We start from the raw sequence: 20,662 nt of genomic DNA, 5'->3' as shown, positions 1-20,662 counted from the left end.
GGAGTTACCAATAACCTCCTTCAAGGAATTCTATTTCAGCTTCAAGGTACTGATAATAGATTCAGCTTCGGTTTGCGCTTGCTGCTGATTATCGGCAGGTAGCGTAATTTGTATTGTCATCAGATGGTTATCGACGTTGCCCATCAACACTGACGAATAAGCCTTTTGGCCGCCGCTGGTAATAATGCTATCCAGTTGCTGGAATGGCTGCCCGTCAACTTTAATTGCTTTATTGGTTACCACTTGCAGGTTGGCGTCGCGAGCGCGTTGCTGGTCGGCTAAACGGGTTGTCAGCACATCCAGCGCTTCATTGGTATTATCACCTAAAATCACGATAACTGCTTTATCGCCGGTTTTATTGGCGTAAATGTGCATGTTATTGGCTTGATTGCCCATTTTCCCGCTTTGATCAGACAGATCCGCTGGCAAGCTGAAGGCCACTTTACCTTCCAGCAGGCTGATCGGTTGGCCCACGTTGTTATTGCTATTGCCATCACAGGCGCTTAATCCCGCAACCAGCAGGCCAACAGCAAGAAATTTGGTTATTTTATGCATGGGAATCCCTTATCAATGATTAATATCCCCTTCGTACTTGAAGTCGCAGAGGAGCTGCAACACCATCTACTTTGGGCATAACCTTATCGCACCTTATTCAGACGCTAAAAGCAATCTATTGTTCAGTGGCCGTCACTTGCTTTAGTGTTTGCTGCTCGGTCTGCCGAGCGAAGTATTTCAGTAACACGTTGAGCATTACGCCATAGGCGGGCAGGAAGAAAAACATGCAGATCAGTAGCTTAAAGCTATAATCCACTAAGGCAATTTCCACCCAATTTGCGGCCATGAAGGGATCGGTACTGCGATAGAATGCAATAAAGAAGAACGCCATTGTGTCACTGATATTGCCAAAGAACATCGCGGCAGTCGGGGCAACCCACCAGGCGCTGCGCTGACGTAGACGGTTAAATACCTGAACATCCAGAATCTGGCCGAGTACATAGGCCATAAAGCTGGCAATCGCGATACGGGCTACCACCAAGTTAAAGCTGGTTAATGCCGGTAACCCCTGCCAACTCCCCTGATAAAACAGGGCTGAAATCAGATATGAAATCAGCAACGCTGGCACCATAACCGACAGAATGATCCGGCGCGCCAAAGGAGCGCCAAAAATTCGCACGGTCAGATCAGTAGCAAGAAAGATGAACGGAAAGGTAAACGCCCCCCAGGTGGTGTGAAAACCGAAGATAGCGATCGGTAATTGTACCAGATAGTTACTGGAGGTAATGATGACAATATGGAATAGCGCCAGCCATACCAAAGCGGTCATCCGCTGTTGGGCAGTAAACGAAAACATAGATGTGACCTTTTTGGTTATTGGGGTGAGGGAACCCAAACTAAATGTGCCGCAATTCCTACGACGCGGCGGCATAATACGCGTTTGCGCAACGAATGCAATGGTTAATTTTAACGCAAACGATGGCTTTTTACGTAAATTATCGTGTTACTTGCACCAGAAAATTGACGGGGTAAACTATGCAGCTTCGAAACTAAGCAGGCTTACGTTTATCCGCTGCCACACCGTATAACGGCTAACAAGAGAATCACCATGATCGATATTTTTGCTAATCCGGACAAAACACTTGATGCACTTGGTCTGCGCTGTCCAGAGCCGGTGATGATGGTACGTAAAACGGTCCGGCATATGGAAGACGGTCAAACCCTGCTGATTATCGCCGATGACCCAGCGACTACCCGTGATATTCCTGGTTTCTGTCGTTTTATGGATCACCAATTACTGGCCCAAGATACTGAACAGACGCCGTACCGCTATTTGGTGAAAAAGGAGTAAAAGCATAATCACCTGCTGTTACTCCTCCGCTGACGGACATATTTGAAAATAGCAATATCAATTTATTCAAGTGGTTAGATGTTCAACTGTCTCGCTTGCGTAACAACCTCAGCGCGTTGGCGGTCACCAATGCAGTTGCACCCGAATCCGCTAATACCGCGAGCCATAAACCGGTTAGCCCCAGCAGTGTGGTAATCAGGAAAATCCCTTTTAGCCCCAACGCGATAGTGATGTTCTGGCGGATATTGGCGTTGGCTGCCCGCGATAACAGAATGATTTCTGCCAGCCCAGTCAGACGGTTATGTGTCAATGCAGCATCGGCTGTTTCTAGTGCGACGTCCGTGCCGCTGCCCATAGCAATACCAATGCTGGCCGCTTTCATCGCAGGAGCATCGTTAATGCCATCTCCCACCATCACTGTTGGGTGTGACGCATTCAGTGCCATAACCGCCTGCACTTTATCTTCAGGCAGTAATCCGGCGCGATAATCTATCCCCAACTCACTGGCAATTGCCGCCGCAGCGCGTGGGTTATCACCGGTTAACATCACACCTTGAATACCTAACTTTTTCAGGGCATCAATGGCTTTTTTGGCATCTGTCCGCAGGGTATCGCGCAGTGCCAGCAAACCGATAAACTTCTCACCTTCCAGCACGGCAACAGCGGTTTTACCACTGCTTTCCAGTTGGTCAAGCTGTGTTTGCCATTCTGTTTTGAGTAACGCCGGTGGTAACTTACTGGGTGCGCTAACACGCACAGTTAACCCATTTACCTTGCCTTCAACACCGACACCGGCCAGCGCACGCCGTTCTTCGGCCAGTGGCAGCATCGGGGTATTTTGTTGTGCTCGTTGCGTGATAGCGATCGCCAGTGGATGGTGTGATCCGGTTTCGACTGCTGCAGCCAGCGCTAACAGGCGAGTTTCGCTCACACCTGATACGGGCAGAATATCGGTCACTTTGGGTTTACCCTCAGTCAGAGTACCCGTCTTATCAAAGGCAACCGTTTGAATCCGGCCCAATTGTTCCAGTGCCGCACCGCCCTTGATGAGCGCTCCCTGACGGGTTGCTGCTGCCAGCGCTGAGGTTATCGCCGCCGGTGTGGAGATAACTAACGCGCATGGACACCCAATCAGCAATAGCGTCAAACTGCGGTATATCCAGGTCTCCCAGGGTTCGGCGAAAGCTAATGGTGGCACCAGCATCACCAGCAAGGACAACAGCATAATCGCCGGTGTATAAACGCGGCTGAAACGGTCAATAAAACGTTCGATAGGTGCGCGCCGTTCTTCTGCTAATTCAATAAGTTGCAAAATACGATCGATGGCGTTATTGCCCGGTTCAGAAACCACCCGCATTTCGGTGGCGCGATCAACTGATAAACTCCCGGCCGCAACTTTTTCCCCTTTCTGGCGCTCAACAGGAATGGACTCACCGGTTAGGGCGCTTTCATCGAAGCTGGCAAACGGTGTGACCAGTTCAGCATCGGCTGGCAGACGGCCACCCGGTGAGATTTCAATGATATCGCCGGGGCGCAAGCTGGCGACCGGTACGGAGATCCGTTCGCCATCTTTTAATAGCAATGCCTCTTCAGGTACCAGCGCCATTAGTGCCGTTACACCACGACGTGCGCGGTTTGCCGCATAGGATTCGAGCAATTCACCGATCATAAATAGCAGCAATACCATTGCCGCTTCAGCGGTGGCCCCAATAAACATCGCTCCGATTGCCGCAACACTCATTAAGGTTTCAATAGCGAAAGGTGTGCCGGAGCGGATGAGCTTCCAGGCCTTGGTCGCAATCGGGATAAGCCCGACAATTGTGGTTGCGATAAATGCTAATTCACTTAGCTCAACGCTGAATAGCGAGATCCCCCAACTGATAAGCATCAGCGTGGCTAATAGGGCTAACGGCAGGTATTCATTAAAGCGTGATACTGGCGGGGCCATTTTTTGCGCGGATGTAGCTTGGGTATCCATCAGGCTGAACCCGGCTTGCGTTACCGCGTACTGGACTTGAGGGCGGATATCTGTGTATGCATCGACCACCAGTTTTTCGGTGGCAAACAGGACTTTTACATTTTCAATACCTGTCAGGTTACTGACGGCATTTTCAATCTTGCGGGCGCAACTGGGGCAGTCCATCCCTTTGACTTGCCAGCTAAAACGCTGACTACCTGAAGGTATCGCTGCTGTAAGTAAATCACTTTCTTCGTCACCTTCATCAGGAGGGTTCTGACTACAGCAACCTCCATCTTGATGTGAGTGCTCACTCTCTGAGCTGGTACTGCTATTACTGGCAGTCGTTGCTTGTTTGTTGCTGCAACCTGTTTGTTGTTTGGCGTGAGTATCGCCACAGCCGCAATCGCTGTGTTTAGCGGTTGAATGTGTTTGTTCAGAATGTGAATGCATGATGCCCCCTGGATGAGTTTTAGCAGATATAGCGGCACTCTACACCTTGGAGCCAACTCCAGAGTCAAGACCTAAATGAGAATAATTGCTAAACAGTGATTAAGTTTATGCGCAGCGAGGAGCAAAACTGCTGGGATATAGCGTGTGAATGAGTAAATCGAGAATTTAAGCTCCATCCTTGGAGCCACATTAATGAGATCAAACCATTGAATCACGGTGAGTTATAAATATAGCGATCTGACAATCAGGAAATGCCCGACAAAATAGCATCCGGCGACAATGGCATCTGAAGCACGGAAGGAGAAACGATAGCGGTTCAGCAGCCAGATACTGTGTGATATCAATAGCAAGACTGTACCGGTCAGCAGTGAGAAGCTCAAATCAGTACTGCGGGCAAAGTACTGCTCACCCGCCATCCAGACCATCAGCAATGTCATGCCGACGAAGGCCACCACCGGCCAGCGCATCTCTTGCAACTGCGTCCAGATTGTGGCTAGCAGCAGTGCGCCTATTATTATCAAAACCACTGGCAATGGCCAGAACAGCGTAAGTGTCATCTGGCTGGCAAAACTGATGGTGTACAGTAAATGCGATAGGAAGAATGCGCCTAGAGCATAAAGTAAGCGCTCACTGGGTAGCAGTAATAAAGCATCAGCTATCAATGTTGCCAACAAACCCAGAACAATCAGATAACCGGCAGGGCCAAGGATCGGCGCTTGCCAGGCCAATAAAAGTAAGAGTAATAAAGTGACCGGTTTGAATACCCAACGCTGCCAGCGCGGGCCGCGATAAGTGGCATCGACAAACAACCAACCAGAAAAAAATACAGCAAGGAATGGCCAGCTCATGATTTATCCTTTTTCTAAGCAGGGTTCGGTGAGGACACCTGTGTGATAATGATAATCTGTAGTTAATAGCAATCTGTAATTAATAGCTGCAATCAATTAATAACTATTCGCGACCAGTGTACGTCTATTAAGTGTAAGGGATGAGAGCAAAGAACGATAGCGACACTTAAGCGACTTGCATAAGTTGTAGCGCTTAATGCGTAAGAGTGCGCAGAATCAGATTAAGGGCGAGGAGTAACCGGCTGAGCTCTTGGCCTTGTCAGATTGACATGCTATGTTAACGCCGATTTCCTTTCGCTAAATCAAGGGATAGAGGCATATAGCATCATGGCCAGTGAACAATTGCTTTATCGTATTCAGTTTATAAATAACGGTAAGAATTATCAGCTCTATGTCCGTGAAGTCGGCCCAAGCAACTTGTTTGGATTTATCGAAATTGCAGATTTTGTTTTCGATAGCCAATCAACGTTATTGGTCGATCCATCCACAGAAAAATTGAAAACTGAGTTCTCGGGCGTTAACCGTAGCTATATCCCTCTCCATTCGGTGATTCGTATTGATGCCGTCACCGAAAAGGGCAGCGCCAGAATCTCTGAACTGGGCAGTAATGTGATGAGTTTCCCTTATCTGCCAGGTCATAAACCTTAAATATATCCCGCAAGATAGCGCGACCACGTAATATTATTATGAATAAACCCCCATTGTTGTTTATTGCTGTCGTTATAGTAATTGTTGTATTGGCGAGTCGCCAATATTGGCAGAAAAAACAGCAGGAAACTGAAAACGACCGCGCGGCTGTACGTAGTCTACAAGTAGACGTGTCGGATAAAAAAGAGGTGCTGGCTCCGAATCGCCGTTCGCGTCAACGCGAGGAGATCGTGGCAGAAGAAAAGCGTTATGAGGTTTATTTCCGCCCATCGGTAAACAGTATGGGTATCAAGAATGGTATTGATATTAAGGGGGGTAATGAAGCGAAAAACGGCAGTGGAATCAAAATGGTACTGCCGCAGCAGGAATATAACCGGATTGAATTAGGGGCGCAGGGAACACTACAGTTACAAGGCAACCGCTATATCGCCTTTACCCCAAATCCAGTGGCTAAATAAATACCCATTACCATGATAGTTAACGATATATAGCAGAACCTGTCATGATGGCGCGGATATTATTTTTTAAGCAGGGGTGGCTGTTTCTTCTGCCAGACCAGTAATTCAAAGACACCAAAAACAAAGATTTTGAGTTGTTGCCAGCCACTGATCGGCTGATCTTTGGGTTGTGTCGACTTGAGTAGTACCAATTGCAAACCATGCATTAGAACCATAAATATCATGGCAACATTAATAAAGTACCTCAATGGCTTAGGGAACGGCTGGAATAGGTTCAACAGTAAGAAAAACCATACTCCTAACATCAGTAACCGGCCGAGATTAATCCACATGGTGTTGCTCCTGTTCTTCCGCTGAAACAGCGTGTTGGCGAATCTGTTTATTTCGAATATAAAGACGATAGGCTACTTGGCCGGCAATTTTCTCACGATGTAATTGCCAACTGGCGGGGACATCAGTAGCGGCGCTTTCTGCCTCAGCCTCAACGTAAATCCAGGCTTCGTCGGTTAGCCAGTTATGTTGCTCCAGCAACGTGATGGTTTCAGCCAACAAACCTTTGCGGAAAGGAGGGTCGAGGAATACCAGGTCGAAAGGTTGCCCCGGTTCGGCAAGCCATTGTAAAGAATTGGTATTCACCACCAACCCGTTCTCGGCTTGCAGTAATGTCAGGTTACTGCTCAGTTGTTTAGCAACATTGCGATCGGCTTCGAGCAACACGGCTTCATTGGCGTAACGGGATAGCGCTTCCAATCCCAAGGCACCACTACCGGCAAAGCAATCGAGACACCGCACACCCTGAATCATTGGCGCGAGCCAGTTGAACAGTGTTTCTCTTACCCGATCAGTGGTAGGACGCAGCCCTGGGCTATCAGGCACCGGCAGTTTGCGCCCACGCCATTTGCCGCCAATGATACGGATTTGTCCTGCTGGCTGTGATGAACTCTGTTTTGCCGTGGATCGCTTGGTTGTAGATTGTGTTGTTATAGGTCGCTTTGCCATAGATTGCTTGCTTGAAAGTTGGCCAATATTGCAGCGCTGAATAAAAGAGTTAGTCGCTATTCTACCTACGACTGTGGTATGGGGGAAACGTTAAACCTTTGTTGACTGAATTCACATTAGAAAGCAGCATCGTGCGCGTGTTGCTGTTCAGGGGAAAGTGTTAGACTTGCGGACTATTATCTTATTTATGCAGACCCGAAGTCATCAGGGTAAAGCCATGATTAAACCGCGAGGAGTGTAGTCGCAAATGGCAAAAGAAAAAAAACGTGGGTTTCTTTCCTGGCTAGGTCTTGGCCGTCAGAGCGAAGAACAAACAACAGAGCCGCTGGCGACTGAAAAAGAAAGCGTTACTGAGCAAGCGGTAGAGCGCGGCATCAGTGAAAAACAGGCTGAAACAACATCAGAACATATGCTTGTTGAGGCAGAACCAGTAGAAGAGCCTGGCACCGTTACACTGGGTGAATGGGATAGCAGCGCTGTCAGTGAAGCTGCGGCTGAAACGTTGCCAGAGGCGGATGCCAGGCCTACTGTACAGGTCATTGAAAAACCTGTTGATATCTCTTCAAATCCACAATATTTACAGCATCATTTTTCGCAGCATCAGACCGCAGACGATAATATTACTGAATGGGATGAAGGTTCTATCAGTGCGCCAGAATTACCGTTAACAGAAAATAATATCGTTATCGATACACCCGCACCGCAAGCTCTCGCGGAGGAGGCACCGGTTGAGGTTGTCGAAGAATCTGTTGTTGAAGAAGTTGAAGACGAATTTGAGCCAGAAAAAGCGCTTGAAAACGAAATCGTAGCGGTAGTTGCTCAAGAACAAGAGCGGCCAACTAAAGAAGGTTTCTTCGCGCGCTTAAAACGCAGTCTAATCAAAACCAAGCAGAATCTTGGCTCTGGTTTTATGGGGCTGTTCAGCGGTAAGAAAATCGACGACGATCTGTTTGAAGAATTAGAAGAACAGCTCCTGATCGCCGACGTTGGTGTCGAAACTACCCGTAAAATCATTACTTCTCTGACCGAACATGCCAGCCGTAAGCAGCTAAAAGATGCCGAGGCACTGTATGGTAAGCTCAAAGAGGAAATGTCTGAAATTCTGTCTAAAGTAGACAAACCATTAGATGTCAGTGGTAAAAATCCCTTTGTCATTTTGATGGTTGGCGTCAATGGTGTAGGTAAAACGACGACTATCGGCAAGTTGGCACGCCAGTTCCAGGCTGAAGGTAAATCTGTCATGTTGGCTGCGGGTGATACTTTCCGTGCGGCGGCGGTTGAACAGTTGCAGGTATGGGGTGATCGCAACAAGATTGCGGTGGTCGCACAGCATACGGGTGCAGATTCAGCTTCCGTTTATTTTTGATGCGATTCAGGCAGCTAAAGCTCGTGGGATCGATGTGTTGTTGGCTGATACTGCTGGGCGTTTACAGAATAAAGCCCATCTGATGGAAGAGCTGAAGAAGATTGTCCGGGTAATGAAAAAACTGGACGGCGATGCCCCCCATGAGGTTATGCTGACGTTGGATGCCAGTACCGGACAAAATGCGGTGAGTCAGGCGAAGTTGTTTAATGAAGCGGTGGGCCTGACCGGGATTACCCTGACTAAACTTGATGGCACCGCCAAAGGTGGGGTGATTTTTGCTATCGCCAATCAGTTCGGTATCCCAATCCGTTATATCGGTGTAGGGGAAGGCATAGAAGATTTACGGCCATTTAAGGCTGACGATTTTATTGAGGCTCTTTTTGCCCGAGAGGATTAAAACGGATGATTCGCTTTGAACAGGTCAGTAAAGCTTATCTGGGCGGACGACAGGCACTGCAAGGGGTAGACTTTCATCTGCGCCCAGCGGAAATGGCGTTTTTGACCGGCCATTCAGGTGCGGGTAAAAGTACTTTGCTGAAGCTGATTTGTGGTATCGAGCGGCCCAGCGCTGGCCATATTTGGTTTGGCGGTCACGATATTAGCCGTCTAAAAAACCGCGAAGTGCCGTTTCTGCGCCGCCAGATCGGGATGATCTTTCAGGATCATCATCTGCTGCTCGACAGAACGGTATACGACAATGTCGCGATGCCACTGATTATCGCCGGTGCCAGTACCGAAGATATTCGCCGTAGGGTATCGGCAGCACTGGATAAAGTTGGGTTATTGGATAAGGCGAAAAATTTCCCTATCCAGCTATCGGGTGGTGAGCAGCAGCGAGTGGGCATTGCCCGCGCAGTGGTAAACAAACCTGTGGTATTGCTGGCAGATGAACCGACCGGTAATCTGGATGATGCTTTATCTGAAGGGATATTGCGTCTGTTTGAAGAGTTTAACCGTGTGGGCGTCACTGTATTGATGGCTACCCATGATACGTCGTTGATTGCCCGGCGGCGCTACCCGACTCTGACCCTGAGTCAGGGGCGGATGTTAGGAGCGCATCATGGCGAATAACGCACAGAAAGCAAAAACCAAGGCGCTGAAAGGCGGCTGGCGTGAGCAGTGGCGTTACTCGTGGGTCAATGCCATCGCGGATATCATGCGTCAACCCTTAGCCACGCTGTTAACGGTGATGGTGATAGCCATCTCCCTGACGCTGCCAAGTGTGTGCTATATCGTGTGGAAGAACGTGAGTCAGGCAGCAGATCAATGGTATCCAACGCCGCAATTGACGGTCTATCTGGATAAAGCTTTGGATGACAGTGCGGCTGAAAATGTGGTTATCACCCTGAAAGCAGAAGTTGGCGTTGAAAAGGTGAATTATCTGTCACGCGAAGAAGCGATGGGAGAGTTCCGTAACTGGTCCGGTTTTGGTGGTGCGCTGGATATGTTGGAGGAGAATCCGCTGCCTGCGGTCGCGATTATCACGCCTAAGTTGGATTTCCAAAGTTCCGGCACGCTCGATACGCTGCGTGAACGTGTAAGTAAGGTTGAAGGTGTTGCCGAAGTCCGTATGGATGATAGCTGGTTCGCTCGCCTGGCAGCGCTCACCGGGCTGGTAGGGCAGGTCGCGGCAATGATTGGCGTTCTGATGGTGGTCGCAGTCTTCCTGGTCATTGGTAACAGTGTACGTCTGAGCATCTTTAGCCGCCGCGATACTATCAATGTTATGAAATTAATTGGTGCAACAGATGGGTTCATTCTGCGGCCATTCCTAAATGGCGGGGCGATGCTGGGATTGGGTGGTGCGGTGTTATCGCTGATACTCTCCGAGGCGTTGGTGTGGAAGCTTGGTTCTGTTGTCACGCAGGTCGCAACGGTATTTGGTACGCACTTTACTCTACATGGTTTGAGCTGGGATGAGTGCCTGCTGTTGGTCTTGATCTCTGCCATGATCGGCTGGATCGCCGCTTGGCTAGCAACGGTTCAACATTTACGTCGATTTACACCGCAGTAAAAAATGTTTGTTATACTATTTCCCTGCAAGTGTGCATATCATGCAGGGAAATAGTGATTTCGTACTGATTCTACTGCTGAATCCCAACTGCTTTTCCTCTGATATATGCTGCGTTAATTGCTATGCTCCGTTGGCAAAAAGTGCGTTCCCGTTGGAACTTTCACAGCAATAGCCGGTCGAAAAATACAGTGAAATGATAAGGTGTCCAGTGCTTGAATCTGTTTAAACAGATGCTAAAATATGCGCGCTGAGAGATTTGCACTAAACATGCTGAGAGGGTTTTGAATGACCAAAGAAATGCAAACTTTAGCCTTAGTACCGCAGGGCAGTTTGGAAGCCTATATTCGGGCTGCCAATGCCTATCCGATGCTGACCGCAGAGGAAGAGCGTGAGCTGGCTGAACGGCTGCATTACCAGGGCGATCTGGGAGCGGCTAAACAGCTTATCCTGTCTCACCTGCGCTTTGTCGCTCATGTTGCCCGCAACTATTCTGGATATGGTTTGCCACAGGCTGACCTTATTCAGGAAGGTAATATTGGCTTGATGAAAGCGGTTCGCCGTTTTAACCCTGAAGTTGGGGTTCGTCTGGTGTCCTTTGCTGTACACTGGATCAAAGCAGAAATTCATGAATATGTGCTGCGCAACTGGCGTATTGTGAAAGTCGCAACCACTAAAGCCCAGCGTAAGCTATTCTTCAACTTGCGTAAAACTAAGCAGCGGCTTGGTTGGTTCAATCAGGATGAAGTTGAACTGGTTGCCAAAGAACTGGGTGTAACCAGTAAAGACGTTCGCGAGATGGAGTCACGCATGTCCGCTCAGGATATGACGTTTGATCCCTCTCCCGATGACGAAGCTCGCGATGGTCACTCTATGGCCCCGGTTTTATATCTACAGGATAAAAGTTCTGATTTTGCCGATGGCATTGAAGAAGATAACTGGGATAGCCACGCCGCAGACAAACTGTCTTATGCGATGGAGGGGTTGGATGAGCGTAGCCAGCATATTATCCGTGCTCGCTGGCTGGATGATGACAATAAGTCAACATTGCAGGAACTGGCCGATCAGTACGGTGTATCAGCTGAACGCGTACGCCAGCTTGAAAAGAACGCGATGAAAAAATTACGTATGGCAATTGAGGCCTGATACAGCAATACAGATGCTGTGACGTAACATGACAGAAAGGGCGATAGCGATATCGCCCTTTTGCTTTTTACCACCGTAGCTAGCGTTGCCAGCCCTGAGTGACGTCGCTAAACCCACAAGCACGCATAAACGCGCCCATCTCTGCTCTATTTATCGCACTCACCTGCTCATGAGCCAGATACCAGTGCTTCACTTCTGGTAGCTGACGCAGCGTTTCTTCCATCAGATATAATCCGACACCACGGCGACGCGTCACTTCTCTGACACATAAATCCACTAACTCCGCTCGCTGACCATGAACAACCACTTTGACTGCACCCAACAGACGATCATTGAAACGCGCTGCAAAGAGCGGTTTACCCTCGTTAATCCACCGTTGCCAAGTGGCTTCCCGTAGCTGTCCAGGAAAATGTTGTTCAGGCCAGATTTTAGCTAAATCTATAAGGTCCTGATGGGTAAGGATTGTTAATCGTTCAATAGTCAGTTTCATCGCAGAGAGACCATAAAAAGATAAGGGAGAAAGGGCTGTGGTTTATTGTACTAGACTACAGGTCAGAGTGTTGTGTAAGTTTTTCTGTACGTTTACGGCGGAAAATGTTTTTTCGCTATTGCATTTTCCGAGTTTTCACGGAGTAAATGATCACATAACCAGCACAACCCACTATCATTTGAGTAAAACCCATTCAATTTAATCCTAATTTTATGCTGTTTACACCGCTTGTTTCTGCTTGTGTTAGTTGATTTGCAGCATAAAATTCCTGTTTAATGGTATGAAAAATAAAGTCTTATTAGAAAAAACCACCTCTTTTGAGACTAAACCATTCTTACTTATGAATAAAACGTTACGTTAGTGATAAAACGTTCAGGTAAACACAACAAGCACGTTCACAATGACAGATGGGGAATTCGCGGATGAAATTAACGAAAGGTAAAGTGTTGCTGGCTGGGTGTATAGCAATGGCGATGAGCCACTCTGTGCTGGCGAAAGACATAAAAATCGCCATTGTGGGTGCGATGTCCGGCCCGGTTGCTCAATATGGCGACATGGAGTTTATCGGTGCGCGTCAGGCTATTGCTGATATCAACGCCAAAGGTGGAATTAAGGGCGATAAACTGGTCGGCGTGGAATACGACGATGCTTGCGACCCGAAACAAGCGGTAGCGGTTGCTAACAAAGTCATTAACGACGGTATCCGTTACGTTATCGGCCATTTGTGCTCCTCTTCAACTCAGCCAGCTTCGGATATTTATGAAGATGAAGGCGTGATTATGATCACTCCTGCGGCGACTAACGCTGATCTGACCACCCGTGGTTATAAAATGATTATGCGCACCACAGGCCTGGACTCCGACCAAGGCCCAACGGCAGCTAAATATATCCTTGATACTATCAAGCCTAAACGTATCGCTGTGGTACACGATAAGCAGCAATACGGTGAAGGCTTGGCACGTTCTGTTCGTGACAGCTTGAAACAGCAAGGCACTGAACCCGTGTTATTTCAGGGGGTGACTGCCGGGGATAAAGATTTCTCCACACTGGTTGCTCGCCTGAAGAAAGAAAATGTCGATTTCGTCTATTTCGGCGGTTACTACCCAGAGATGGGCCAAATCCTGCGTCAGGCGAGACAAGCCGGCCTGACAGCTCGCTTTATGGGGCCAGAAGGTGTGGGGAACTCTTCACTGTCTAACATCGCGGGTGCAGCCTCTGAAGGTATGCTGGTGACATTACCTAAGCGTTATGACCAGGTTCCGACTAACCAACCTATCGTTGATGCGCTGAAAGCGAAAAAACTGGACCCGACTGGTCCATTTGTCTGGACCACCTATGCTGCGCTGCAATCATTGACGACGGCAATGGAACGAAGTGGCAGCCAGGAACCGGCTGATTTGGTCAAGGATCTGAAAACCGGTAAACCGGTCGAAACCGTGATGGGACCATTGAGCTGGGATGAGAAAGGTGATCTTAAAGGGTTTGAGTTCGGTATTTTTGAATGGCACGCGGACGGCTCTTCTTCCGTAGTCAAATAACAATAATATTAGAATCATCAAGTTGTAGGGTTGCTCTTGTTGCAATCCGGCCCCTTTACCAACTCGTATCCCCTCTTTCGGGGGGATTTTTCCTCTCTGCACACAGCAGAATAGATACAGTTGACTAGGGCAGCCAGGCAAGCGAATCAAAAGGTTAGAGTATGTCAGAGCAGTTTCTGTATTTCCTGCAACAGATGTTCAACGGCGTTACGTTGGGCAGCACTTATGCGCTGATTGCCATTGGTTACACCATGGTGTACGGCATCATCGGTATGATCAATTTCGCTCACGGCGAAGTGTATATGATAGGCAGCTACGTCTCATTTATCGTGATCGCCGCATTGATGATGGTGGGGATTGATGCCAGTTGGCTACTGATCGGCTGCGCATTCTTAGTCTCGATTGTGATCGCGAGCGCTTACGGTTGGAGTATTGAACGGGTGGCTTATAAGCCTGTTCGTAGCTCTAAGCGCTTGATCGCGCTGATTTCGGCGATCGGAATGTCTATTTTCTTGCAAAATTATGTCAGCCTGACGCAAGGTTCGCGTGATTTAGCATTGCCGAGTCTGGTTACCGGGCAGTGGACGTTGGCTGAAACCAATGGCTTTGCGGCGACGATCAGTACCATGCAACTGACAATCTGGATTGTTACTTTCCTGGCCATGTTAGCCCTGACTCTGTTTATCCGCTATTCCCGTATGGGGCGTGCTTGCCGTGCTTGTGCCGAAGATTTGAAAATGGCCAGTTTGCTGGGTATTAACACCGATCGCGTTATTTCGCTAACCTTTGTGATTGGCGCGCTGATGGCGGCTGTGGCAGGTGTGCTGCTCGGCCAATTCTATGGTGTTATTAACCCTTACATTGGCTTTATGGCAGGCATGAAAGCCTTTACTGCCGCAGTATTAGGCGGCATTGGTAGTATTCCGGGCGCGATGATTGGGGGCTTAATTCTGGGTATCGCTGAAGCCTTGACCTCTGCTTACCTCAGCACTGAATACAAAGATGCTGTTTCATTTGCTCTGTTAATCGTTGTGCTGTTGGTGATGCCAACCGGGATCTTGGGCCGTCCAGAGGTTGAGAAAGTATGAAACAACTCAACTTCGTCAATGCCATTATTTCGACCGTAGTTTTATTCGTCCTCGCCTCATTTGTGATGGGATTGCAGTTGCAGTTAGATGGTACCAAACTTATTGTGCAGGGTGCGGCTGAGGTCCGTTGGCTGTGGATTGGGGCGGGCTGTGTGGTGGTTTTCTGCTTTCAACTGGTTCGTCCGTACATCCAGCAAGGGATTAAAAAAGTCTCCGGCCCGGCATGGGTATTACCCAGCTTTGACGGTACGACTGTGCGCCAGAAACTCTTAGCCGCTGTCATTATTATCGCCGCAGTCACCTGGCCATTTTTGGTTTCCCGAGGTTCAGTTGATATCGCGACGCTGACACTGATCTACGTCATGTTGGGTTTGGGGTTGAACGTCGTTGTTGGGTTATCAGGCTTGCTGGTTCTGGGTTACGGTGGTTTTTATGCCATTGGTGCTTATACCTATGCTCTGCTGAATCACTATTACGGTTTAGGTTTCTGGGAGAGTTTACCACTGGCGGGGATAGTCGCCGCGTTGTCCGGTTTCTTGCTGGGTTTCCCGGTATTACGTTTGCGCGGTGATTATCTGGCGATCGTGACGTTGGGCTTCGGTGAAATAGTGCGTATTTTGTTGCTCAATAACACCGAAATCACCGGAGGGCCAAATGGGATTAGCCAAATTCCTAAACCTACTTTGTTTGGTTTGGAGTTTAGCCGTACAGCGAAAGACGGTGGTTGGGATACTTTCCACAATTTCTTTGGCCTGACTTATGATCCAAGTGACCGTATCATTTTCCTGTATTTAGTGGCGCTATTATTGGTGATCCTAACGTTATTTGTGATCAATCGATTGCTGCGTATGCCGCTGGGTCGGGCATGGGAAGCGTTGCGTGAAGATGAAATTGCTTGCCGTTCACTGGGCCTCAGCCCAACTAAAATTAAGCTGACTGCATTTACCATCAGCGCCGCTTTTGCTGGTTTTGCGGGGACGTTGTTCGCTGCCCGGCAAGGTTTTGTTAGCCCGGAATCTTTCACTTTTGTCGAATCGGCTTTTGTGTTGGCGATTGTCGTATTAGGCGGCATGGGATCACAGTTTGCAGTGATTCTGGCTGCCGTGCTGCTGGTGGTTTCGCGCGAATTAATGCGTGATCTCAATGCTTACAGTATGTTGCTGTTAGGTGCATTGATGGTATTGATGATGATCTGGCGTCCACAAGGTTTGCTGCCAATGAAACGCCCACAACTGAAGCTGAAAGTTGCTGATATAAAAGCTAAAAAAGGGGATCAGACATGAACACACAACCTTTGTTAGCTGTTGAAGGGCTGTCGATGCGTTTTGGCGGATTACTGGCAGTCAATAATGTTGGTCTGACCTTGAATCAGGGGGAGATAGTCTCCTTGATTGGCCCAAATGGTGCGGGTAAAACCACTATTTTTAACTGTTTGACCGGTTTTTATCGTCCGACCGGCGGCACCATTAAGTTACGTGATCGCCATCTGGAAGGGTTACCCGGCCAGATGATTGCCCGCATGGGGTTGATTCGTACTTTTCAGCATGTGCGTTTGTTCCGTGAAATGACGGTAGTCGAGAATTTGCTGGTGGCTCAACATCAGCACCTTAAGAGTGGCGTATTCGCTGGTTTGCTGAAAACGCCGGGGTTTCGGCGTGCAGAGGCAGATGCATTGGAACGTGCGGCAACCTGGCTGGAGCGTGTAGGTTTACTCGAGTTGGCGAACCGCCAGGCAGGAAATTTGGCATATGGTCAGCAACGACGGCTGGAAATTGCGCGTTGTATGGTGACGCGCCCTGAACTATTAATGTTGGATGAACCCGCCGCAGGCTTGAACCCAAAAGAAACAGAAGAGCTGAATCAGTTAATCATGGAGCTGCGTGACCAACATCAGGTTTCAGTATTGCTGATTGAACATGATATGAAACTGGTGATGGGGATTTCTGACCGTATTTATGTGGTGAATCAGGGAACGCCGTTAGCACAAGGTACACCAGCGGAAATCCGTAATAATCCGGATGTGATCCGGGCTTATCTGGGCGAATAATGTTATTTGGGGTAAATGAAAAGTGGGCGAGGCACAAATATAACATGTTGTCATTTAATAAGGTTTCAGCCCATTACGGCAAAATTCAGGCATTACATCAGGTTAGCCTGCACATTCAGCAAGGCGAAATCGTTACACTGATTGGCGCTAACGGTGCGGGTAAAACTACGCTGCTCGGGACATTGTGCGGTGAACCGAGAGCGACTGAGGGCAGTATTGTTTTCGGTGATCAAGATATTACTGACTGGCAGACTGCGCGCATCATGCGTGAAGCGATAGCGATCGTGCCGGAAGGGCGCAGGGTGTTTTCCCGCATGACGGTTGAAGAGAATCTGGCAATGGGGGGATTTTTTGCTGATCGCCAGCAATATCAACAGCGTATCGAGCGGGTGTACGACTTGTTTCCACGTTTATTTGAACGTAGAACCCAGCGGGCTGGAACCATGTCAGGTGGCGAGCAACAGATGTTGGCAATAGGCCGAGCACTGATGAGCCAGCCAAAATTATTACTGCTGGATGAGCCTTCTCTGGGGCTGGCTCCGATTATTATTCTGCAAATATTCGATACTATTCAACAATTAAGAGAAGAAGGGATGACGATCTTTCTGGTTGAGCAAAACGCAAATCAAGCGTTAAAGCTGGCAGATCGCGGTTATGTACTGGAGAATGGCCGTATCGTTTTGGAGGATACGGGAGCTGCTTTGCTGGCGAATGAAGCGGTGCGTTCCGCTTATTTGGGCGGCTAGCTGTCGATTTCTTAATCAGATTGTAATTTAAGGCCCATATTTGGGCCTTATCTATTATTTTATGCTAGCGGCATGATAGTAAAGTTCAGCGTGTCGCTATAGCTGCCTTTATCGGTCGTTTCGGTACTGAAAAGTTGTATTTTAGGTGTCCAACACATTTTTTTTACATCTTTGTCTAAGTAAGTAAGGTAATAATCCTCTGGTAAGAAAAAGTCAGAGGAACTATATTCAGTTCTCAATATGACTTGGTAATTAATTACTTTTTCTTTGTCTTTTAATTGGAAGTGATTTCTATCTTTGGATAATCCGTTCAGATTATTGGCTTGAATACGATGTATCACCCTTTTTACGCCCATAGGTTGATAATGGATACAAAAACGGTTGGCTTCTGAATTATCTAATGGAACGTTTAAACCACTACCATTTTCTGTGTTATCGAGTAATAGGTCTAAATCGACCGACTTCAATTTCCATATAGCCGAGGATAAACGGAATTTAGGATCAACTTTGATGGCCTCTGGAGCAGCCGCAGTCTGAGGCTCAAAATTTTCACATTGTTTACCCGTCGAGCCAAAAGAAACACCTTTTGATGAAAGCAAAGAGTGCTGTTGTTGATCAATATTGAGCACACCACCCACAGTTGCACCTATTCTGATAGGTGGAAGAGTATTAGAGGAAACTTTGAATGACACATCATAGTATGTATTTTTTAATGCGTTGGCACCGCTATTGAAAGTGATTTCTTGAATATTATTACCACTATTATTATGGCTAACGCCATTGAGAGAAAGCTCACTAATAGCATTAAGTGTAATGTTAAGTTCGGGTGAACCATCGGCTTTATAAAAATGAAGTGAGAGTATAGCGTGATCCGGACTTAATGTAATTGACTCGCCATTGGAAGAGTTAATTAGCTGTTCCCACGGTTCAATATGTGAGCTTTTATCAGAAAATAGGTCATCAACCAGATGGGCGCGAAAAGAAACCTCTACACTATTATCTTCATCATCTAATATTGTTATGGAACAATTAGAGTAACTCTTGATGTAGGGATAAAAATAAGTATTGGCCATAGCTATTGGTTGTATTATTAATAACAATAACCCCATAAAATATATTTTTGTTTTAACATTCACTTTATTGTCTCTCCATGACTGTCAGTTAGTCGTCTCAGCTATTTGTTTCAAACAATAATGTTAGCTGGCCATGATATTTACCGGTTATATCCAACCCGCTGGGGGCCTGCGCAGAAATCCGCAGTAAATAGTCTGTACTGATCTGGCTTGATGTATCTTTAGCTACGCTGAATGTTTCCGGTTCTGCCGATAGCTGGCGCATATTGGTACGATCCGTTCCCCAGCTTATTTCAGCAGGAGAGAACTCCTGAGCTGAGGTATACATAACACCTGAGTGACGGGCGAGTATTAGCGGTTTTTTCACGGAGATACGGTAACTTTCTTGTCGGCGTAGCTTTACGGTTATCGGGACTTCGGCCTGATAAATAGAATGATTTTCCGGGGTGTTTTTGAGTTTAATACTGCCGTACCAGCCACCTTGCGGTTTTTCAACCTCTATTCTGGGCTGTGCAGTAACGTCTAGCGTAACATCGATATCCCCTAGAGGAATAGGATCTGCTCTGACCTGCAAAGGGAGTAAGAGTAATATCAGTGCAATTTTTATTGTGTTCATAACCTTCCTTATTCTTAACCGGTAGGGCAACGCAAGTTGAACACTTTATCCTCGACCATGCCCTGAATATGGCTCACGCCCAGTTGACGCTGCTGATCGGGATAAAGATTAAAGTCTTCGATAACCTGCCCCTGAGTTTTTAGTTGATACCACTGTAGGCGGGTATTACCGGTATTGTGTAACTCTACCTTTCCTGCAATACAGCGGTGTATCCATTGGTACTGTTGTAAGGCTGGCAAGTGCCTGACTAACCCCATATAACTGAGTTGCACGCCCAGGACGACGCCATTCCCGCTGATACTGCGGCTATTTACCGGTATGACGGCTAATCGATATACCTGTTCTTTATCTGGTGTGCGGAGTGTTTTAAGGAATATCTTTCCGCTCTGTTTCGGGCCTAATGTCAGTTTTGCTGGGGCGGCAAACAGCGCGGGTTGTGATTGTTCGCCCACTGACGTTAGTGACTCCCGCTCAGGCGGTTCACCGGGATTATTGAGCCGATAGAGCTGTACAGAGATGTACTCAGGATCTGAACCGTGGTTGGTCACAGTTACCACTGCACTGTCCTGCTGTATTTCCAGCACATGTGGCTGAATATCTATGGCACCAAAGGTACTGAGTGACAGGACGCTAGCCACAATCAACAGTAAACGTTTCATTATCCGCCCTACCGCTAAGTTGTTTAGTTGACAGCGTGACAGGTGTACCAGGGTATAGATTCAGGCTGTCTGTCAGTGTTGGATTATCACCGGACTTTAGTTGATCGAATTTACTGTGCACGGTACCGGTGGAATTGAGTGTAATAGTGCCATTAGGTGAGCATTGATGCTGCCAGTGACGAGTTTGCACAGCCAGAGATGGAACATGATGAATGAGTACTCCATAACCAATACTGATGGTCACTGGCGCATGAATTTTCTTATCATTCTCTTTATTTTTGACTGCCTTGATGTCGACTACTGGATTGATATACAAACGATAAAGTGTTTCCTGAGCTGGCGCTTTCAAGGGTAATAACCTGATGTCACGCTTTTGTTTCGGCCCTAAGGTAATACGGTTAGGATTAAAAATCATTTCAGGCTGAGTGATATCACTGATCAATGTCTTTTGTTCGGGATTCAACCCAGGGTTATCGACACGTTGCAATGTGATATCCAGATAAAGCGGTTTATCACCACTGTTATAGACCTGAATTGTCCGATGTTTATCTAGTGCTTCAACTGTAGTGCGGGTAGGGATCGCCATTAGTTGCCCATAAGCTGTGGTTATAGGAGCCAGGAACAATACTAAAGTGGAAAATAAATAAGCATATTTCATAACCAATCCTGTCGG

24 protein-coding genes are annotated in these 20,662 nt (G+C 47.6%); 13 read left to right on the top strand and 11 right to left on the bottom strand.

Going from position 1 to position 20,662, the window contains the following annotated elements; all coding sequences use genetic code 11:
* Positions 1-30 precede the first annotated feature (30 nt).
* A complete protein-coding gene (locus YALDO0001_RS13535; RefSeq protein ID WP_004703965.1) occupies positions 31-555 on the bottom strand; it encodes a DcrB family lipoprotein in 525 nt (174 codons plus the stop codon).
* 115 nt (positions 556-670) lie between these two features.
* Positions 671-1,351 carry a 7-cyano-7-deazaguanine/7-aminomethyl-7-deazaguanine transporter gene (locus tag YALDO0001_RS13530; protein WP_004703964.1) on the bottom strand — a complete coding sequence of 227 codons (681 nt, stop codon included), beginning with the start codon at positions 1,349-1,351 and terminating at the stop codon, positions 671-673.
* Positions 1,352-1,603: 252 nt separating this feature from the next.
* Here YALDO0001_RS13530 and tusA point away from each other — a divergent pair, with 252 nt between their 5' ends.
* Positions 1,604-1,846, top strand: coding sequence for a sulfurtransferase TusA (gene tusA, locus YALDO0001_RS13525; protein ID WP_004703963.1), 243 nt, complete (start codon positions 1,604-1,606; stop codon positions 1,844-1,846).
* Positions 1,847-1,928: 82 nt separating this feature from the next.
* Here tusA and YALDO0001_RS13520 read toward each other — a convergent pair whose 3' ends face one another.
* Positions 1,929-4,256 (bottom strand): zinc/cadmium/mercury/lead-transporting ATPase, encoded by a 2,328-nt coding sequence (locus YALDO0001_RS13520; RefSeq protein WP_004703962.1) that lies wholly within the window; start codon positions 4,254-4,256, stop codon positions 1,929-1,931.
* A 221-nt stretch (positions 4,257-4,477) separates the two neighbouring features.
* On the bottom strand, positions 4,478-5,104 hold the full coding sequence (locus tag YALDO0001_RS13515) for a lysoplasmalogenase (protein ID WP_004703961.1): 627 nt from the start codon (positions 5,102-5,104) through the stop codon (positions 4,478-4,480).
* Positions 5,105-5,431: 327 nt separating this feature from the next.
* Between YALDO0001_RS13515 and YALDO0001_RS13510 the strand changes: the two genes are divergently transcribed.
* Positions 5,432-5,752 carry a DUF1820 family protein gene (locus tag YALDO0001_RS13510; protein ID WP_004703960.1) on the top strand — a complete coding sequence of 107 codons (321 nt, stop codon included), beginning with the start codon at positions 5,432-5,434 and terminating at the stop codon, positions 5,750-5,752.
* 38 nt (positions 5,753-5,790) lie between these two features.
* Entirely contained in the window at positions 5,791-6,210 is a 420-nt protein-coding gene (locus YALDO0001_RS13505) for a DUF2500 family protein (RefSeq protein WP_004703959.1), read from the top strand.
* Positions 6,211-6,269: 59 nt separating this feature from the next.
* On the opposite strand, the gene YALDO0001_RS13500 is transcribed toward YALDO0001_RS13505, so the two are convergent.
* The gene (locus tag YALDO0001_RS13500; protein ID WP_042547191.1) at positions 6,270-6,542 is read right to left on the bottom strand and encodes a DUF1145 family protein; all 273 of its coding nucleotides are present in this window, start codon (positions 6,540-6,542) and stop codon (positions 6,270-6,272) included.
* A complete protein-coding gene (gene rsmD / locus YALDO0001_RS13495) occupies positions 6,532-7,209 on the bottom strand; it encodes a 16S rRNA (guanine(966)-N(2))-methyltransferase (protein ID WP_004703957.1) in 678 nt (225 codons plus the stop codon). Before rsmD ends, YALDO0001_RS13500 begins: the two co-directional genes overlap by 11 nt.
* A gap of 247 nt (positions 7,210-7,456) precedes the next feature.
* Between rsmD and YALDO0001_RS13490 the strand changes: the two genes are divergently transcribed.
* From YALDO0001_RS13490 to rpoH, 5 genes are all read left to right on the top strand, one after another.
* On the top strand, positions 7,457-8,575 hold the full coding sequence (locus YALDO0001_RS13490; RefSeq protein ID WP_004703956.1) for a signal recognition particle receptor subunit alpha: 1,119 nt from the start codon (positions 7,457-7,459) through the stop codon (positions 8,573-8,575).
* Positions 8,547-8,972: a hypothetical protein gene (locus tag YALDO0001_RS22545; protein ID WP_435372771.1), complete on the top strand. Its 426-nt coding sequence runs from the start codon at positions 8,547-8,549 to the stop codon at positions 8,970-8,972. The genes YALDO0001_RS13490 and YALDO0001_RS22545 overlap by 29 nt, the downstream gene beginning before the upstream one ends.
* Before the next feature lie 5 nt (positions 8,973-8,977).
* Entirely contained in the window at positions 8,978-9,646 is a 669-nt protein-coding gene (ftsE, locus tag YALDO0001_RS13485; RefSeq protein WP_004703954.1) for a cell division ATP-binding protein FtsE, read from the top strand.
* Entirely contained in the window at positions 9,636-10,589 is a 954-nt protein-coding gene (gene ftsX, locus YALDO0001_RS13480) for a permease-like cell division protein FtsX (RefSeq protein ID WP_042840058.1), read from the top strand. Before ftsE ends, ftsX begins: the two co-directional genes overlap by 11 nt.
* Positions 10,590-10,874: 285 nt before the next feature.
* Complete coding sequence (gene rpoH, locus YALDO0001_RS13475) at positions 10,875-11,732, top strand: RNA polymerase sigma factor RpoH (RefSeq protein WP_004703952.1); 858 nt, start codon at positions 10,875-10,877, stop codon at positions 11,730-11,732.
* A 79-nt stretch (positions 11,733-11,811) separates the two neighbouring features.
* Here the strand turns inward: rpoH and panM are convergent, their stop codons facing one another.
* On the bottom strand, positions 11,812-12,222 hold the full coding sequence (gene panM, locus YALDO0001_RS13470; protein ID WP_004703951.1) for an aspartate 1-decarboxylase autocleavage activator PanM: 411 nt from the start codon (positions 12,220-12,222) through the stop codon (positions 11,812-11,814).
* 422 nt (positions 12,223-12,644) lie between these two features.
* Here panM and YALDO0001_RS13465 point away from each other — a divergent pair, with 422 nt between their 5' ends.
* From YALDO0001_RS13465 to livF, 5 genes are all read left to right on the top strand, one after another.
* Positions 12,645-13,760, top strand: a complete 1,116-nt coding sequence (locus YALDO0001_RS13465) for a branched-chain amino acid ABC transporter substrate-binding protein (protein ID WP_004703949.1) — start codon at positions 12,645-12,647, stop codon at positions 13,758-13,760.
* A 161-nt stretch (positions 13,761-13,921) separates the two neighbouring features.
* Positions 13,922-14,848 carry a high-affinity branched-chain amino acid ABC transporter permease LivH gene (livH, locus tag YALDO0001_RS13460; RefSeq protein ID WP_004703948.1) on the top strand — a complete coding sequence of 309 codons (927 nt, stop codon included), beginning with the start codon at positions 13,922-13,924 and terminating at the stop codon, positions 14,846-14,848.
* A complete protein-coding gene (locus YALDO0001_RS13455; RefSeq protein WP_042840057.1) occupies positions 14,845-16,131 on the top strand; it encodes a high-affinity branched-chain amino acid ABC transporter permease LivM in 1,287 nt (428 codons plus the stop codon). Before livH ends, YALDO0001_RS13455 begins: the two co-directional genes overlap by 4 nt.
* Positions 16,128-16,895 (top strand): high-affinity branched-chain amino acid ABC transporter ATP-binding protein LivG, encoded by a 768-nt coding sequence (gene livG / locus YALDO0001_RS13450; protein ID WP_042840056.1) that lies wholly within the window; start codon positions 16,128-16,130, stop codon positions 16,893-16,895. Before YALDO0001_RS13455 ends, livG begins: the two co-directional genes overlap by 4 nt.
* A 44-nt stretch (positions 16,896-16,939) precedes the next feature.
* On the top strand, positions 16,940-17,641 hold the full coding sequence (livF, locus tag YALDO0001_RS13445) for a high-affinity branched-chain amino acid ABC transporter ATP-binding protein LivF (RefSeq protein ID WP_004703945.1): 702 nt from the start codon (positions 16,940-16,942) through the stop codon (positions 17,639-17,641).
* Positions 17,642-17,700: 59 nt separating this feature from the next.
* Here livF and YALDO0001_RS13440 read toward each other — a convergent pair whose 3' ends face one another.
* Genes YALDO0001_RS13440 through YALDO0001_RS13425 form a run of 4 tightly spaced genes read right to left on the bottom strand, consistent with a single transcriptional unit; the run spans position 17,701 to position 20,647 of the window.
* Positions 17,701-18,777, bottom strand: coding sequence for a hypothetical protein (locus YALDO0001_RS13440; RefSeq protein WP_004703944.1), 1,077 nt, complete (start codon positions 18,775-18,777; stop codon positions 17,701-17,703).
* A 34-nt stretch (positions 18,778-18,811) separates the two neighbouring features.
* Positions 18,812-19,330 (bottom strand): hypothetical protein, encoded by a 519-nt coding sequence (locus YALDO0001_RS13435; RefSeq protein ID WP_004703943.1) that lies wholly within the window; start codon positions 19,328-19,330, stop codon positions 18,812-18,814.
* 14 nt (positions 19,331-19,344) lie between these two features.
* On the bottom strand, positions 19,345-19,989 hold the full coding sequence (locus YALDO0001_RS13430) for a fimbrial biogenesis chaperone (protein WP_042840054.1): 645 nt from the start codon (positions 19,987-19,989) through the stop codon (positions 19,345-19,347).
* A complete protein-coding gene (locus YALDO0001_RS13425) occupies positions 19,961-20,647 on the bottom strand; it encodes a fimbrial biogenesis chaperone (protein WP_004703941.1) in 687 nt (228 codons plus the stop codon). The genes YALDO0001_RS13430 and YALDO0001_RS13425 overlap by 29 nt, the downstream gene beginning before the upstream one ends.
* Positions 20,648-20,662 lie beyond the last annotated feature (15 nt).

This window comes from Yersinia aldovae ATCC 35236 (assembly GCF_000173735.1).
In the GTDB taxonomy this organism is placed as follows: Bacteria; Pseudomonadota; Gammaproteobacteria; order Enterobacterales; family Enterobacteriaceae; genus Yersinia; species Yersinia aldovae.
This window is presented reverse-complemented; position numbering and strand designations above follow the sequence as displayed.

Coding starts and splice junctions, on each gene's coding strand:
- YALDO0001_RS13535 (WP_004703965.1), bottom strand. CDS start 555: ATGCATAAAATAACCAAATTTCTTGCTGTTGGCCTGCTGGTTGCGGGA.
- YALDO0001_RS13530 (WP_004703964.1), bottom strand. CDS start 1,351: ATGTTTTCGTTTACTGCCCAACAGCGGATGACCGCTTTGGTATGGCTG.
- tusA (WP_004703963.1), top strand. CDS start 1,604: ATGATCGATATTTTTGCTAATCCGGACAAAACACTTGATGCACTTGGT.
- YALDO0001_RS13520 (WP_004703962.1), bottom strand. CDS start 4,256: ATGCATTCACATTCTGAACAAACACATTCAACCGCTAAACACAGCGAT.
- YALDO0001_RS13515 (WP_004703961.1), bottom strand. CDS start 5,104: ATGAGCTGGCCATTCCTTGCTGTATTTTTTTCTGGTTGGTTGTTTGTC.
- YALDO0001_RS13510 (WP_004703960.1), top strand. CDS start 5,432: ATGGCCAGTGAACAATTGCTTTATCGTATTCAGTTTATAAATAACGGT.
- YALDO0001_RS13505 (WP_004703959.1), top strand. CDS start 5,791: ATGAATAAACCCCCATTGTTGTTTATTGCTGTCGTTATAGTAATTGTT.
- YALDO0001_RS13500 (WP_042547191.1), bottom strand. CDS start 6,542: ATGTGGATTAATCTCGGCCGGTTACTGATGTTAGGAGTATGGTTTTTC.
- rsmD (WP_004703957.1), bottom strand. CDS start 7,209: ATGGCAAAGCGACCTATAACAACACAATCTACAACCAAGCGATCCACG.
- YALDO0001_RS13490 (WP_004703956.1), top strand. CDS start 7,457: ATGGCAAAAGAAAAAAAACGTGGGTTTCTTTCCTGGCTAGGTCTTGGC.
- ftsE (WP_004703954.1), top strand. CDS start 8,978: ATGATTCGCTTTGAACAGGTCAGTAAAGCTTATCTGGGCGGACGACAG.
- ftsX (WP_042840058.1), top strand. CDS start 9,636: ATGGCGAATAACGCACAGAAAGCAAAAACCAAGGCGCTGAAAGGCGGC.
- rpoH (WP_004703952.1), top strand. CDS start 10,875: ATGACCAAAGAAATGCAAACTTTAGCCTTAGTACCGCAGGGCAGTTTG.
- panM (WP_004703951.1), bottom strand. CDS start 12,222: ATGAAACTGACTATTGAACGATTAACAATCCTTACCCATCAGGACCTT.
- YALDO0001_RS13465 (WP_004703949.1), top strand. CDS start 12,645: ATGAAATTAACGAAAGGTAAAGTGTTGCTGGCTGGGTGTATAGCAATG.
- livH (WP_004703948.1), top strand. CDS start 13,922: ATGTCAGAGCAGTTTCTGTATTTCCTGCAACAGATGTTCAACGGCGTT.
- YALDO0001_RS13455 (WP_042840057.1), top strand. CDS start 14,845: ATGAAACAACTCAACTTCGTCAATGCCATTATTTCGACCGTAGTTTTA.
- livG (WP_042840056.1), top strand. CDS start 16,128: ATGAACACACAACCTTTGTTAGCTGTTGAAGGGCTGTCGATGCGTTTT.
- livF (WP_004703945.1), top strand. CDS start 16,940: ATGTTGTCATTTAATAAGGTTTCAGCCCATTACGGCAAAATTCAGGCA.
- YALDO0001_RS13435 (WP_004703943.1), bottom strand. CDS start 19,330: ATGAACACAATAAAAATTGCACTGATATTACTCTTACTCCCTTTGCAG.
- YALDO0001_RS13430 (WP_042840054.1), bottom strand. CDS start 19,989: ATGAAACGTTTACTGTTGATTGTGGCTAGCGTCCTGTCACTCAGTACC.
- YALDO0001_RS13425 (WP_004703941.1), bottom strand. CDS start 20,647: ATGAAATATGCTTATTTATTTTCCACTTTAGTATTGTTCCTGGCTCCT.